The following is a 14,089-nucleotide window of genomic DNA, read 5'->3' on the forward strand; positions in this document are numbered from 1 at the left end:
ACACGGGGCAGTGAGACTCTGAGAGTCGTCGCGAATATAGAGGGGTGAGGCACCGCGTGGGGGAGCGCTTCCGGCTGGCTCAGGCCGATTCGGGTGAGCAGCCGTGGCGGGCCTGGGGGCCCTACCTGTCCGAACGGGCGTGGGGCACGGTTCGCGAGGACTACAGCGAACACGGCACGGCCTGGGACTACTTCCCGCACGACCACGCGCGCTCGCGGGCCTACCGCTGGAACGACGACGGCATGGCCGGGGTCTGCGACGAACGCCAGACGTTCTGCTTCGGTCTCGCCCTGTGGAACGGCCGCGACCCGATCCTCAAGGAGCGCATGTTCGGGCTCGGCGGCGACGGCGGCAACCACGGCGAGGACGCCAAGGAGTACTGGTGGTATCAGGACTCCACGCCCACCCACTCCTGGATGAGCTGGCGTTATCACTATCCGCAGGAGCCTTTCCCGTACGACGAACTCGTCAGCGTCAACGGCCGGCGATCGCGCGAGGAGTCCGAGTACGAACTGGTCGACACCGGTGTCTTCGACGAGGACCGGTTCTGGGCGGTGACCGTCGACTACGCCAAGGCGTCCCCGCGTGACATGTGCATCGCCGTCACCGTGTCCAACCGTGGCCCGCTCGAGGCGACCCTGCACGTCCTGCCGACCCTGTGGTTCCGCAACACCTGGTCGTGGGGACTGCCCAACCGCCCGGTGCCGAGCATCCGGGGCAGCGCCGGCCGGCTCGCGGGCCGCCACCGCACGCTGGGCGCCATCGTGCTCGAGGGCGACGGTGACGCGGCGCCGCTGCTGTGCGACAACGAGACCAACGCGCAGCGCCTGTGGGGCCTGCCCGGCAAGAGCATGTATCCCAAGGACGGCATCAACGACCACGTCGTGGCCGGCGCGCCCACGGTCAACCCGGCCCACATCGGCACCAAGGGCTCGCTGCACTACGAGCTGACCCTGGGGCCGGGGGAGAGCCGCACGATCCGGCTGCGCCTGACCCAGTTCGACGACGACATCGCCGCGCTCGACCTGGCCGACGGCTGGTCGGCGGTGATGCGCGAGCGGCGGGCCGAGGCCGACGAGTACTTCGCCGACCTGATCCCCGCCGCGGCCTCGCCCGAGGAGGCGGCCGTCGCGCGGCAGGGCATCGCCGGGCTGATGTGGGGCAAGCAGTTCTACCACTTCGACGTGAAGCAGTGGCTCACCGGCGACCCCGGCTCGGCGCCCCCGCCGCCGGGCCGGCGCTACGGCCGGAACAACGGCTGGTGGCACATGAACAGCTTCGACGTCATCTCGATGCCCGACCCGTGGGAGTACCCCTGGTATGCGGCCTGGGACCTGGCGTTCCACTGCGTCTCGATCGCCCGGGTCGACCCCGCCTTCGCCAAGTCCCAGCTCATCCTGCTGCTGCGCGAGTGGTACATGCACCCCAACGGGCAGATCCCCGCCTACGAGTGGGCGTTCGGCGACGTCAACCCGCCCGTGCACGCGTGGGCCGCGCTGCGCGTGTTCGAGATCGACGGCGGGCGCGACTTCGACTTCCTGGCCCGGGTCATGCACAAGCTGCTGCTCAACTTCACCTGGTGGGTCAACCGCAAGGACGTCGGCGGCAACAACGTGTTCGAGGGCGGCTTCCTCGGGCTCGACAACGTGGGCCCGTTCGACCGGTCGGCCGCGCTGCCCGTGGCCGGCGTGCTCGAGCAGTCCGACGGCACCGGCTGGATGGCCATGTACGCGCTCAACCTGCTCGACATGGCGATCCGGCTCGCGCTGCACGACCGGACGTACGAAGACATGGCCACCAAGTTCTTCGAGCACTTCGCCTACATCGCCGAGGGCGCCTACCGCCAGGGTCTGTGGGACGACGAGGACTGCTTCTTCTACGACCAGCTGCGCCTGCCCGACGGTCACAAACTGCCGCTCAAGGTGCGCTCGGTGGTCGGCCTGCTGCCACTCGCGGCCACCACCCGTCTCTCCGCGGGCACACTCAACCGGCTGCCCGAGCTCAACGCGCGGCTGCGCTGGCTGCAGTCGTCGCAGGGCGAATACGCCGACATCATCAGCGCGCGGCGCATTTCGTCCGAAGGGCGCCAGCAAAGACTTCTCGCCATGGTCGGGCAGGACCAACTGCTCCGCGTCCTGGCGCGCATGCTCGATCCGGAGGAGTTCCTTTCCCCGTACGGGCTGAGAACGCTCTCCCGCAGTCACCTGGAAAAGCCGTTCACCGTTTCGCTCGGCGGCTCCGATTTCACCGTCGGCTACGAGCCGGCCGAATCGACGAGCGGGCTGTTCGGCGGCAACTCGAACTGGCGCGGCCCGGTCTGGATGCCGGTCAACTATCTGCTGGTCGAGGCGCTGCGCGAATACGCGGACTTCTTCGGCGACGACATGAAGGCCGAATACCCGACCGGCTCGCAGAAAAAGGTGCCCCTGGCCGAGGTGGCCGACGACATCTCGCGGCGGCTGATCTCGCTGTTCCTGCCCGGCGCGGACGGCCGCCGGCCGATCTACGGCGCCAACGACATCCTGCAGAACCATCCCGATTGGAAAGATCTGATCGTCTTCCCGGAATACTTCCACGGCGACAACGGGGCCGGGCTCGGGGCGTGGCACCAGACCGGGTGGAGCGCGCTGGTGGTCGACCTGATCCTGACGCTGCGCCGCCCATAACACTTTTTTCCCAGATCTGCCCGTACGGCTCTGGTTCGCTTAGCTGCGCTTTAAAGGTCTTAGTGGCGGGCGTCCGGTGCGCTTAACGTCGCGGCATGTCTCGGAAAACGCTCGCCATCGCCGTGTCCGGCGTGGTTGTCGCCGGCCTCGGTGTCCTCGGGGTCACTACCGCTCTGGCCGCCACGGCCGGCCCCATTACCGGTTCCACCGGCAAGTGCGTCGATGTGGCCGGGGCGAACTCGGCCAACGGGACCGCCGTGCAGATGTGGGACTGCAACGGGACCGCCGCTCAGCAGTGGACGGTCGACGGCAAAGCCGTGAAGGCGCTCGGCAAGTGTCTCGATGTGGCGGCGGCGTCGCGGGCGGACGGCGCCCGGGTGCAGATCTACGACTGCAACGGGACCGGGGCTCAGCAGTGGACCGCCTCTAACGGGCGCCTGATCAACAGCGGGTCGGGCAAGTGCCTCGACGCGGACGGCGCGCGGTTGCAGATCTGGGCCTGTCACGGCGGGACCAACCAGGTCTTCCGGCTGGCCGGTGCGCCGGCGCCGACCACTCCTCCGCCGGCCACCACCCCGCCCGCGACCACTCCGCCGGCCACCTCCGTCGCCAAGAAGGGCGTCAGCACCTGGCAGTTCAACGGGCTTTCGGGCGCGATGAGCGACGTCGGCGCCAAGTGGTACTACAACTGGGGCACCAACAACGACAGCATGCCGGCGAACGCCGAGTTCGTGCCGATGATCTGGGACGAGAACGTGGTCACCGCGGCCAACCTGGCCAAGGTCAAGACCGAGGGCAAGACCCTGCTCGGTTTCAACGAGCCCGACCTGGCCGGCCAGGCCGAGATGACCGTCGAGCAGGCCCTCGACCTGTGGCCCCAGCTGCAGGCGACCGGCATGCGCCTGGGCGCCCCCGCGGTGGCCTTCGGCGGCGACACCCCCGGTGGCTGGCTCGACCGCTTCATGACCGGCGCCAAGGCTCGCGGACTGCGGGTCGACTTCATCCCGCTGCACTGGTACGGCTCCGACTTCAGCAGCGCCGCCACCGGCCAGTTCATGGGCTACGTCAAGGCCGTCCACGACCGCTACAAGCTGCCGATCTGGGTCACCGAGTACGGCCTGATGAACTTCTCGGGCACCCCGCGCTACCCCAGCACGGCCCAGATCACGTCCTTCATCACCACGTCGACCCAGCAGCTCGAGGCCGCCTCCTACGTGGAGCGCTACGCCTGGTTCTCGCTACCGGCCGTCGCCGACTCGGTCGACTACGGCCTCTACCGCGACGCCACCACCCCCACCGAGGCCGGCAAGGCGTACCGGGCAGCCGGCCGGTGACACGGATGCCCGGCCCGCGTGGGGCGGGCCGGGCATCCACCCCGAAACTCCCCCGGACAGCCGGCGCCGAGGCAAACTGTCCGGGTGCCGGACGACTATCTGCGCCAGATCGAGCTGCTCGCCAAGGACGTCGTCGGCGCGGCCGGTGACGAGGGCTGGTTGAGCCATCAGGTGGATCCCTCTGAGGCGACCCCGCTGCAGCGCGCAGTCAACGAGCTGGCGCGCAAGCTACGGCATCACCACTTCCCCGGCGACGGCTGCGACTCGGACCACCCACAGGTCCTCCACCTCGGGGGCGCCGCGATCATCCAGCCCGGTGAGACCGACGGGCAACGGGCGAACTACACCCGCGGATGTGCCGTCCTCGGGGTTCGCGAGCGGTCGGACGGCTGGGCGCTCTGGTACACCTGGGACGACCGGGCCAAGGCCCACACCATGGTGACAACCGCGCTGGAGACCACCCGCGGCCTGCTCGACAACTGGTCGGCCGGCAATGACGTCCACCCCGCACAGCCCGAGCGAGCCCAGATCGCCGCCGTCGTCCGGAACTGGGTCGGCCCCATGACGTTGTCGCCCAGTCACGCCACCCACGTCGGCCTGGGCGGCCGCTGAGTCTGCGCAGGCCTCGCACGGCCGCCGGCCCCGTTGGACCCTCCGGCACCGCGCTCCTCACCTGCCCCTGGAGTTGCCTGTTTCTGCAGCTCACAGCTGGTTTCGAACCGGGCTGAGTAGGCTACGGTGTAGCTCTTTGCGAGGGCGGGAGACGGCGACGTGCGACGGACAGAACTTGTGGTGCCGGCCGGACTGGTCAGCCGGCTGAACCCGCCGCCCCGGGCCGTGACCGACGGCACCACCGCCCCGGCCTGGGTCGAGGTCCCGGCGGCCCGCTGGCGCTTCCCGCTGGAACCGTCCCTCTGGCTACCGCTGGACAGGCGCACCGCAAGGTCCGTCCGCCTGCTTCAACACGTAGAGCCCTGGACCACTGCCGCGCTCCTGGTGGGTGTCGCGTTCCTGGCCATGCACCTGGACGCGGCAGCAGGCTTGGCCGCCGCCGTGTTCGCCGCCGTCAACACCCTGCTGGTCCCCCGATGGGCCAGCGGCTTGACCCCGTCCCAGCGCCCCTACCGAACCCGCTCCGGCGAGGTCCACATCCCCGACGTCCCCGTCGACGTAGCCCAGGAGTGGATCGCCCGAAACCCCGGCGTGACCACCACCGACACCCCCGGTCCCGCCCGCCACCCCCGCCGGCCCAGGCTCATCCCGAAGACCACCTAGCCGCACCGCGCGATGCACAATGGCCTCGTGGTGGCGGCCGAAGGCATCGACGACGACTTCGTCGCGGCCACCGAACCGTACCGGCGGGAGCTGTTCGCGCACTGCTACCGCATGCTCGGCTCCATCCAGGACGCGGAGGACGTGGTCCAGGAGACATATCTGCGGGCCTGGCGGTCCTACGGCGGGTTCGAGGGGCGTTCTTCCGTACGGACGTGGCTGCACCAGATCGCGACCAACCGCTGCCTGACCGAGCTGGGGCGGCCGAGCCGTCGAATACTGCCGTCCGGTCTCGGCGGCCCGGAACTGGATCCCGACGCGTCCCTGGCGCCGGGCGGGACCGGGGTGCACTGGTTGCAGCCGGTGCCGGATGCGCTGGTGGTGCCGGATGCGGCCGATCCGGCGTCCGTCGTGGCGGCGCGGGCGTCCGTACGGCTGGCGCTGGTGGCCGGCTGGCAGCACCTTCCGCCGCGGCAGCGGGCCGTGTTGCTGCTGCGGGACGTGCTGGCTTTCCCGGCCGCCGACGTGGCCACCATGCTCGGCATGACGACGGCGTCGGTCAAGAGCGCGCTGCAGCGGGCCCGCGCCCGGATGGCCGAGCTGGGGCTGACCGCGGGCGACATCGCCGAGCCGGCCGCGCCGGGCGCTCGTGAGCTGCTCGACCAGTACATCGCCGCGTTCGAGGCGGCCGACGCCACCGCGCTGGAACGGCTCCTCCGCTCGGACGCCACCCTGGAGGCGACACCGCTGCGTACCTGGTTCTCCGGCCGCCGGGTCTGCGTGCCGTTCCTGCGCGATCACCTGCTGGGCAAGCCGGGCGACTGGCGGCTGCTGGCCACGAGCGCCAACGGACAGCCCGCGGCGGCCGTTTACACGCGAGATGAGCGGGGGTTCCTTTTCCCGTACGGAATCTGCGTGCTCACGATCATCGACGGCGGGATCCAGCGGATCACCTCGTTCGGTGAACCGGGGCTGGTGGCCGCGTTCGGGTTCCCGCCCGAGCCGCGTCATTCGTGATCGTGGCGCCGATTCCTCGGGCGGTGCCGGCGGGTCTTCCTGGGTGTCAGCCCTTCGAACCTGGGAGAACCATATGCGTGCACTGCAGCAGACGACCTGGAACGGTCCGCGTGACCTGCATCTGATCACCGACTCGCCGGAGCCGGTCGCCGGTCCGGGCGAGGTCGTGATCCGGGTGACCGCGGCCGGGGTCAACTTCGTCGACATCCAGCAGGCCACCGGGGTGTTCGCCGGCGGCCCGCGGCCTCCGTACATCGCCGGGATCGAAGCGGCCGGCGAGGTCGTGTCGGCCGGCGCCGGAGTCACCGGCGTGGACCTCGGCGCGCACGTGGCCGGCGTCGACATCGCGGGTGGCGCCTTCGCCGAGTTCATGGCCGTGCCCGCGGCCGCGGTGCTCCCGGTGCCGGCCGGCTGGGCCGACGAGCAGGCGCTGGGCCTGCTGGTCAGCGTGCCGACCGCACTGGCCGCCCTCAAGCCGCTGGGCCGTGTCGAGGCCGGTCAGACCGTGCTGATCCAGGCCGCGGCGGGCGGCACCGGTCAGGCCGCGCTCGCGATGGCCAAGCACTACGGCGCGACGGTGATCGCGGCCGCCTCGCCCGGCAAACACGACCTGCTGCGCGGCCTGGGCGCCGACCACGTCGTCGACTCCCGCCCCGCCGGCCTCACCGGCGACGTGATGCGGCTGACCGGCGGCACCGGCGTCGACCTCGTCCTGGAATCAGCCGGCGGCCCGGCGATGGCGGCCGCCCTGGCCGCGACCAGGCGCGTCACCGGCCGCGTCGTCGTCTACGGACTGGCCGGCGGCGAGGCCACCATCACCAACTGGGACCTGGTCTACCGGCATCAGCTCCACCTGATCGGCCTGAACATCGGCACCCTGATCCGGTCCGCCCCCGGCGTCTTCGGCGACGTGCTGGCCGAGATGTTCGCCCTGATCGCGGCGGGCGTCCTCGGCCCGGGCCGCCCCACGGTCCACGCGCTGGCCGACGGCCCGAAAGTACTGACCGAACTGCAGGCACGCTCCACCGTCGGCCGGCTGGCGCTGATGCCTTAGATCCAGTCGGGGCCGCGGGCCAGGCGTACGGGGCCTTTGGCGGTGGTCACGTCCACGTCGGCGCCCTTCTGGCGGACGGTGATCACGCCGGCGCGGGACAGGTCGGCGGCCACCTCGCGCGCGGTGTCCATCAGGGTGCGCCACGACTCGCCACCGGCTGTCCGGGCGGCGTCGCTCGGGCAGATCGTGGCCTCGGGGGCGCGGTGCCGCAGCAAGGCGCGCATGGCGGCGGCCAGGCGTTCGCGGCGGCCGTCGGGGGTCGGCTCCCACCAGGGGTCGCCTCGTTCGCCCAGCGCGACCTTGGCGTCCTGCACCCGCGGGCGGGCTGTCGCCGGGTCGGTGCGGACCAGGCGGCGGGCGGCCATCAGCTCGTCGACGAGCTCCTGGCGCAGCTTTTCCGGGATGGCCGGGTCGGTGGCCCGCCAGCGCCGGCCGGACACGACGATGTAGCGGCCGTCGGCCGTCGTCGTGTGGTCGCCCGAGCTCATGGGCTCTTCATTCCCGTCCGGGCGGTGGGTAATCGCGCGACGGCCGGCCGGTGGGTCACCCCGCCGGCCGGCCGTTCCCCCGATCCCCAATTCCCGGGTGGGCCTCAGGCCGAGGGCTCGCTTCCCTGGCAGTGACGCCAGAGCCAGCGGCCCTCGATCTGCTCCACCAGGCCGGACACCCGGTAGGGGAAGTTCTCTTCGATGCCGGTGCCGCCGTCGGGGCGGGCAGAACCGACCGCCTCGGCGAAGACGTACGCCCGCGTGCCGTCGACGTGGACCGTGACGTCGCTCGCCTTCCACGCGTACGCCTCGGGCCGCAGGAAGACGTCGCCGAGCAGGGCGGTCAGGGCGGCGCGGCCGGTGGCCGTCTCGGTCAGCTCCGAGCCGGCGTAACCGATGTCGTCGCCGGGGGCGAAGCAGGCCAGCGCCGCGTTGAGGTCGCGGGCCGCGAACGCCTCGCTCAGGTCGTGCACGGCCTGCGCCGGGCCGCCGCTCACGCCGGAACCACCTCACGGTCAGCCGGCACGGGCGGAGCCGGCGTAGCCGACGGAACCGGGGCGGGAGCCGGGTGCTCGATGTAGACCAGGTGCCGCGGCTCGTAGTCGGCCGGAGTGTCGGACACCGAGTCCTGGGACATGTGGCGGGGTTCGTACATGGCGTTCTCCTCCAAGCGGCGCATGCCGGGCAGGAACAGGAATCCGATCGTGACCACCGCGCCCAGCACGCCCGCGCCGATCAGGGTCGGGCGGACGCCGATCCAGTGGGCGATCGGCGCGGCCAGCGCGTAGGACAGGGGGAGCAGTGCGGTCGAGACGAACCAGTCGACGCTGGAGACCCGGCCGAGCATGTGTTCGGGGACGAACCGCTGCTTGGTCGTCGCCCAGGCCACCGTTCCGGCCGCCTCCAGGCCGTTGACCAGCACGCAGGCCGCGGCGAGCTGCCACGTCTGGCTGGCCGCGCCGTAGCCGGCCACCGCCAGGGTGGCCACGGCCCAGACGCCGTACGTGTAGGACATGAACCGCTTCGGGATGCCGATCCAGCCGACGGTCATGGCCGCCGCGATCGCCCCGATGCCGCCCGAGGTGAGGATCAGGCTGAGGGCCGACGCGTTGAGGCCGAGCTCGTGCTTGACCACGTACGGGAGAAGAACCTCGGTCGGACCCACGAAGAGCAGGTAGGTGAACGTGGCCGAGAGGAACGTGCCCCACAACCACACGTGACTGCGTACGAAGCGGATGCCCGACCGCATCTCCTGCCAGATCGACTCGGCCGGCTCGTCGTCCGCGTCCTCGGCGCCCAGGGGGAGCTGGCGCATCAGGAGCAGACAGCCGACCGACAGCGCGAAGGTGGCCGCGTCGACCGCGAACGCCCAGCCCGACCCGCCGATCGCGATGACCGCGCCGGCCAGCATGGGACCGAAGATCTGGGCGCCGGCCGGGCGGACGAACTGGTCGAGCGAGTTGGCCGCCACCAGGTCCTCGGCCGGCACCAGCTTGGGCACGGTGGCGTCGAAAGCCGGGCCGAAGAACCCGGCCGCCGCGCCGTAGACCGCCGTCAGAGCCAGAATCTGCCACAGCGAGGTCAGCTGCCCGGTCAGGCTGAGCATGGCCAGGATCGCCATCACCGCCAGCCGCAGCAGGTCGGAGAAGAGCATGACCTTGCGCGGGTCGAGCCGGTCGCTGATCACGCCGCCGAACAACAGCGTCGCGACCTGCGGCAGGGAGAGGGCGACGCCCACCGCCGACATGGCGGCGGGCGTCCCGAACAGGTCGTAGACCTGCCACGCGAGGGCGACGAGGAGGACCCCGTCGCCCACCAGCGAGGCACTCATCCCGGTCCACAGGAGCCGGAACTGGCGGTGCCGGAGCGGCGCCAGTGGACCGCGGAAGATCACTGCTCGACGCGGCGCAGCTTGCCGGCTGCGTTGAGCTCGGTGATGACGGCGTTCAGCTCGTGGATCTCCTCGTCGCTGTTGGCCGCGGTGATCTGGGCCCGGAAGCCGACCTGGTCGCGCGGCACCAGCGGGTACGCGGCCAGCGTGACGTAGATGCCGCGGTCCCAGAGCAGCTTGCCCACGGCGTCGATGTCCTCGCCCTCGGCCAGCGGCAGCTCGATCACCGGGGTGGTGCCGGTGTTCGGGGTGTAGACGCCCAGGTTCCGCACGTGGTCGAGGGTCAGCATGGTCTTGCGGTAGAGGTCGGCGCGGATGTCGTCGCCGCGCTTCTCGTTGAGGTCGAGGCCGGCGTTGACCGTGGCCAGCGACGCGGTCGGGGCCGGGCCGGAGTACAGGTACGGCGCGGCCGAGACCTTGAGGTGGTTCTTGAGCCAGGTCGGCAGGGCCAGGAAGGCGAGCAGCGACGAGTACGACTTGGAGAAGCCGCCGACGAGCACGACGTTGTCGTACGTCTCGCCCGAGTACTTGACGATCGCGTTGCCCTTGAGGCCGTACGGGGACTTCTCGTTGTTGCCCCGCTCGCCGATCACGCCGAAGCCGTGGGCGTCGTCGACGTAGAGCAGCGCGCCGAACTCGCGGGCGACCGCGGCGAACGCCTTCAGGTCGGGCGCGTTGCCGGTCATGCTGTTGACGCCGTCCATCGCCACGATCTTCGAGATCCCGCCCGGGGCCGCGGCGAGCAGCTCGCGCAGGTGCTCGTGGTCGTTGGCCCGGAAGCGCTGGACCGTCGCGCCGAGACCACGGGCGACCATGCTGCCGTCGTAGATCGTCTTGTGGGCCTGCGAGTCGAGGAAGATCATGCCCTTGCCGGCCAGGATCGGCAGCACCGACATGTGGATGTGCGTGATGGTCGGGAGCACCAGGGTGTCGGGGGCGTCGAGCAGAGCGGTCAGCTTCTCCTCGATCTGGGGGTAGAGCGCGGGGTTGCCGAGCAGGCGGGACCAGCTCGGGTGGGTGCCCCACCGGGCGACCTCGGGGGCGATCGCGTCCATGATCTCGGGCTCCAGGTCGAAGCCGAGGTAGTTGCAGGACGCGAAGTCGGCCAGCCAGTGGTCGCCCACCCGGATGCGACGGCCCTTGATCTCCTCGATCGTGGCGTCGTACATCGGGTTGCCGCTGCGCAGGCGCTCCAGGTCGGCCCAGCGTCCGTCGCGCTTGACGAACTCGAGACCGTTACCAGCGTTGTTCATGGAAGACCTTTCGGGAGGGGTGGGACCTAGCGGGAGACTGTCGGGCTTTTGGTGAGCAGGTACTGCTGGAACTCATCGGTCGTTATGGGCTTCGAGAACAGGTATCCCTGGCCATAACTGCATCCCATTTCGGTTAAGGCGACCCGGTGACCGTCGAGCTCGATGCCCTCGGCGACCACGGACAGCTCGAGGGTGCGAGCGAGGTTGACGATGGTCTCGACGAGGGCCATCTGCTGCCGGCTGTCGAGGATGTCGTCGATGAACGATTTGTCGATCTTCAGGACGTCGACCGGCATCTGGCTCAGGTAGCTGAGCGAGGAGTAACCGGTGCCGAAGTCGTCGATGGCGATCCGGACGCCCATCGCCCGCAGCTCGCGCAGGTCACGCCAGACCTGGTCGGCGTCGTGCAGCACCAGGCTCTCGGTCACCTCCAGCAGCAGCCACTCGGGTTGCGCGGCCGTCTCGGCCAGCACCGTGCGGACCTCGTCGACGAAGCCGGGCGTACGGAACTGACGGGCCGAGACGTTGACGCTGACGTACCGCATGCCGCTGCCGGCCTCGGTCCGCCGCCAGTCGGCGAAGGTGCGCAGCGCCTCGCGCAGCACCCAGCCGCCGATCGCCACGACCGAGCCGTTCTCCTCGGAGAGCTCGATGAACTCGTTCGGTCCGAGCAGGCCGCGGGCCGGGTGCTGCCAGCGCACCAGGGCCTCGAGCCCGGCCACCTCGCCGGTCGGCAGGTCGACGATGGGCTGGAACCGCAGGCGCATCTGGTCGCCGGCCACCGCCTCGTTCAGCGCGGAGCGCATCTCGAGCCGGCGCAGCATCGCCTCGTGCATCTGGTCCTGGTACCGCTGCCAGGTGTTCTTGCCCTCGGTCTTGGCGCCGTACATCGCCACGTCGGCCCGGCGCAGCAGCTCGCTGATGCCGGACGCCTCGGCGCTGGTGGCCAGGCCGACGCTGGCGGCGCCGTTGACCAGGTGGGTGGCGCCGGTGGCGTCGGTGACCTCGATCGGCTGGGCCAGCACGGCCACGATCAGCTCGGCGACGCGCTCGGCCTCGCCGTCACCGCCGACGTGGTCGATGAGCACGGCGAACTCGTCACCGCCGGTACGGGCCACGGTGCTGGTCGGTCCGACCGACTCGGTGATGCGCCGGCCCACGGTGGTCAGCAACTGGTCGCCCGCGGCGTGGCCGAGACTGTCGTTGACCTCTTTGAAGTCGTCGAGGTCGACGAACAGGACGGCCACCTCGTGCCGGCGCTCGGCCGCGTACGTGGCCGCGTGCTCGAGCCGGTTCTGGAACAGCGCGCGGTTGGCCAGGCCGGTCAGCGCGTCGTGGAACGCCTGGTGGGCCAGGTCGCTCTCGAGCCGGCGCCGCTCGGTGACGTCGCGGATCGTGACCACCAGGCCGTCCACGGCCGGGTCGTCGCGCAGGTCGCGGGCCGACACCTCGACCTGCAGCAGCAGGTCGTCGCCGGAGATGGCGGTCAGGTCGACGCCGTCCCGCGTGCCGCGGCCGCCGCGCACCTGGTCGAGCAGGTGGGCCAGGTCGGCGTGGTCGGTGCCGGCGATGAGGCGCGACACCGGCATGCCGACCAGGTCGGTCCGGCCGAACACGGGCAGCGCGGACGGGCTGGCGTACCGGATCGTCTCGTCGTCGCCGACGATCAGGATCACGTCGGAGGCGCTCTGGATCAGCGCGCGGAAGTAGTCCTCGCTGCTGCGCCGGTTCACCTCGTCGGTCAGGTTGATCCGCTCGACGGCCATCGTGCCCTGGGCCATCAGCGCCTCGAAGGACGGCTCGAGCGAGGCCAGCAGCTCGTCCGAGCCGGCCAGGTAGACCTGGTGGCGGCGGGGGACGCTGTCGTCGGTGCGGCCGGCCGCGATCGACTCGCCACGCAGCGCCCACTCGAAGGCGCCGAGCTCGGTCCGGACGGCGGCCGGCAGGTCGGCCACCCAGACCAGGCCGGTGTGCATCGTGCCGGTCGGGGTGCCCGGGTCGGCGTCGACGCCGCGCATGAAGAAACGATGGTCCTCGCCGGCCGGCACGATCTCGGCCACGGCCTTCTGCAGGGCGCTGCCGGCCTGGGACACGCTGCTCGCGGCGACCAGGTCGGCCCCGGTCAGGCGCAGCGCCTTCTCGCGGGCCGCGGTCTCGCGCTGCGACTGCATGAGGCCGGAGACGCGGGCCATCACGAGCAGGAACATGACGCCGGACGCGGTGGCGATCATCGGCGCGTCCTTGACCTCGCCGCCCAGGTCCTCGATGAAGAGCACGGCCGGGGCGATCAGGGCGGCGATCGACATCATGGCGAGGCGGCGGCCGCCGGCCATGGTCTGCGTGACGCGTTCGGTGAAGGTCAGGTCGCGCATCGACGGGTGCAGCGCCGACATGGCGATGGCGGTGTAGAAGAGCACCCAGCCGGCGTCGACCGGGCCGCCCACATGCCAGGTGCCGGCGAGCTGCCGCAGGCCGTAGACGACGTCGGTGACCAGCAGGCTGGAGACACCCACGACCAGCACGGTCAGCGCGACCGGCTTGCGGCCGCCCGCGGTGAGCAGGCGGGCGAACATGGCCAGGGCCAGCACGTCGCCGAGCGGGTAGCTGGTCGAGACGGCCTTCTCGAGGAACGTCAGGTCGGTGTCGTGCACGTACGGGGAGATCAGGAAGACGTACGAGAGCAGGCCCAGACCGGCCGTCGGCACCAGAGCGTCGAGCAGGGCGGCGCGGTTGTCCGTACCGGAACGGGCCCGGATGAAGATCAGCAGCGCGCCGGCCAGCATCGGGTAGACGATCAGGTAGAACACGTCGGCCACCGACGGGAACGGGTTGGCGATGCCGAGGAAGTCGGTGAGCACGTTGTAGGTCGTGTCGCCGAGCGTGAAGCTGGCGACCACGGCCGACAGCAGGTACCAGGGCAGCCGCCGTGACGGCTGGTGCAACCGGATGCCGACCAGCACCATTGCCGCCGCGGACAGGCCGATCGTGGCCCAGGTGTACATGCTGTACTGCGGCAGGAGATAGAAGACCGTCGTCAGGGCGACGATCCACGCGCCGAAGCACGCCTGGATGCGTGAGGCCGACATGCGTGCTCCGATCTGTGCGGGGGCGGAC

General features: G+C 70.8%; 11 protein-coding genes. 6 read left to right on the plus strand and 5 right to left on the minus strand.

The window, feature by feature from the left end; genetic code table 11:
- Positions 1–44: 44 nt before the first annotated feature.
- The 6 genes from KOI35_RS21035 to KOI35_RS21060 all read left to right on the plus strand — a co-directional run bounded on the left by KOI35_RS21035 (position 45) and on the right by KOI35_RS21060 (position 7,343).
- Positions 45–2,666 carry an MGH1-like glycoside hydrolase domain-containing protein gene (locus KOI35_RS21035; protein ID WP_308121097.1) on the plus strand — a complete coding sequence of 874 codons (2,622 nt, stop codon included), beginning with the start codon at positions 45–47 and terminating at the stop codon, positions 2,664–2,666.
- Positions 2,667–2,761: 95 nt separating this feature from the next.
- Positions 2,762–4,000: a glycoside hydrolase family protein gene (locus KOI35_RS21040; protein WP_215789201.1), complete on the plus strand. Its 1,239-nt coding sequence runs from the start codon at positions 2,762–2,764 to the stop codon at positions 3,998–4,000.
- 84 nt (positions 4,001–4,084) lie between these two features.
- Positions 4,085–4,612 (plus strand): hypothetical protein, encoded by a 528-nt coding sequence (locus tag KOI35_RS21045; protein ID WP_215789202.1) that lies wholly within the window; start codon positions 4,085–4,087, stop codon positions 4,610–4,612.
- Between the two features lie 159 nt (positions 4,613–4,771).
- Positions 4,772–5,275, plus strand: a complete 504-nt coding sequence (locus tag KOI35_RS21050; RefSeq protein WP_215789203.1) for a hypothetical protein — start codon at positions 4,772–4,774, stop codon at positions 5,273–5,275.
- 12 nt (positions 5,276–5,287) lie between these two features.
- Entirely contained in the window at positions 5,288–6,289 is a 1,002-nt protein-coding gene (locus KOI35_RS21055) for a sigma-70 family RNA polymerase sigma factor (protein ID WP_215789204.1), read from the plus strand.
- 73 nt (positions 6,290–6,362) lie between these two features.
- The gene (locus KOI35_RS21060) at positions 6,363–7,343 is read left to right on the plus strand and encodes a zinc-binding dehydrogenase (protein ID WP_215789205.1); all 981 of its coding nucleotides are present in this window, start codon (positions 6,363–6,365) and stop codon (positions 7,341–7,343) included.
- Here the strand turns inward: KOI35_RS21060 and KOI35_RS21065 are convergent.
- The 5 genes from KOI35_RS21065 to KOI35_RS21085 all read right to left on the minus strand — a co-directional run bounded on the left by KOI35_RS21065 (position 7,340) and on the right by KOI35_RS21085 (position 14,061).
- Positions 7,340–7,831: a DUF3253 domain-containing protein gene (locus KOI35_RS21065; RefSeq protein ID WP_215789206.1), complete on the minus strand. Its 492-nt coding sequence runs from the start codon at positions 7,829–7,831 to the stop codon at positions 7,340–7,342. The genes KOI35_RS21060 and KOI35_RS21065 overlap by 4 nt on opposite strands.
- A 104-nt stretch (positions 7,832–7,935) precedes the next feature.
- Positions 7,936–8,328, minus strand: coding sequence for a nuclear transport factor 2 family protein (locus KOI35_RS21070; protein ID WP_215789207.1), 393 nt, complete (start codon positions 8,326–8,328; stop codon positions 7,936–7,938).
- Positions 8,325–9,725 (minus strand): MFS transporter, encoded by a 1,401-nt coding sequence (locus tag KOI35_RS21075; protein WP_215789208.1) that lies wholly within the window; start codon positions 9,723–9,725, stop codon positions 8,325–8,327. The genes KOI35_RS21070 and KOI35_RS21075 overlap by 4 nt, the downstream gene beginning before the upstream one ends.
- Entirely contained in the window at positions 9,722–10,975 is a 1,254-nt protein-coding gene (locus tag KOI35_RS21080; protein ID WP_215789209.1) for an aminotransferase class I/II-fold pyridoxal phosphate-dependent enzyme, read from the minus strand. The genes KOI35_RS21075 and KOI35_RS21080 overlap by 4 nt, the downstream gene beginning before the upstream one ends.
- A gap of 26 nt (positions 10,976–11,001) precedes the next feature.
- Entirely contained in the window at positions 11,002–14,061 is a 3,060-nt protein-coding gene (locus tag KOI35_RS21085) for a putative bifunctional diguanylate cyclase/phosphodiesterase (RefSeq protein ID WP_215789210.1), read from the minus strand.
- Between the last annotated feature and the right edge of the window lie 28 nt (positions 14,062–14,089).

The sequence above is a fragment of the Paractinoplanes bogorensis genome (assembly GCF_018829635.1).
Classification (GTDB): Bacteria; Actinomycetota; Actinomycetes; order Mycobacteriales; family Micromonosporaceae; genus Actinoplanes; species Actinoplanes bogorensis.

Excerpts from the sequence above, each read along its gene's own strand:
- KOI35_RS21040 (WP_215789201.1), top strand. The coding sequence starts at position 2,762 with ATGTCTCGGAAAACGCTCGCCATCGCCGTGTCCGGCGTGGTTGTCGCC.
- KOI35_RS21055 (WP_215789204.1), top strand. The coding sequence starts at position 5,288 with ATGCACAATGGCCTCGTGGTGGCGGCCGAAGGCATCGACGACGACTTC.
- KOI35_RS21060 (WP_215789205.1), top strand. The coding sequence starts at position 6,363 with ATGCGTGCACTGCAGCAGACGACCTGGAACGGTCCGCGTGACCTGCAT.
- KOI35_RS21065 (WP_215789206.1), bottom strand. The coding sequence starts at position 7,831 with ATGAGCTCGGGCGACCACACGACGACGGCCGACGGCCGCTACATCGTC.
- KOI35_RS21080 (WP_215789209.1), bottom strand. The coding sequence starts at position 10,975 with ATGAACAACGCTGGTAACGGTCTCGAGTTCGTCAAGCGCGACGGACGC.
- KOI35_RS21085 (WP_215789210.1), bottom strand. The coding sequence starts at position 14,061 with ATGTCGGCCTCACGCATCCAGGCGTGCTTCGGCGCGTGGATCGTCGCC.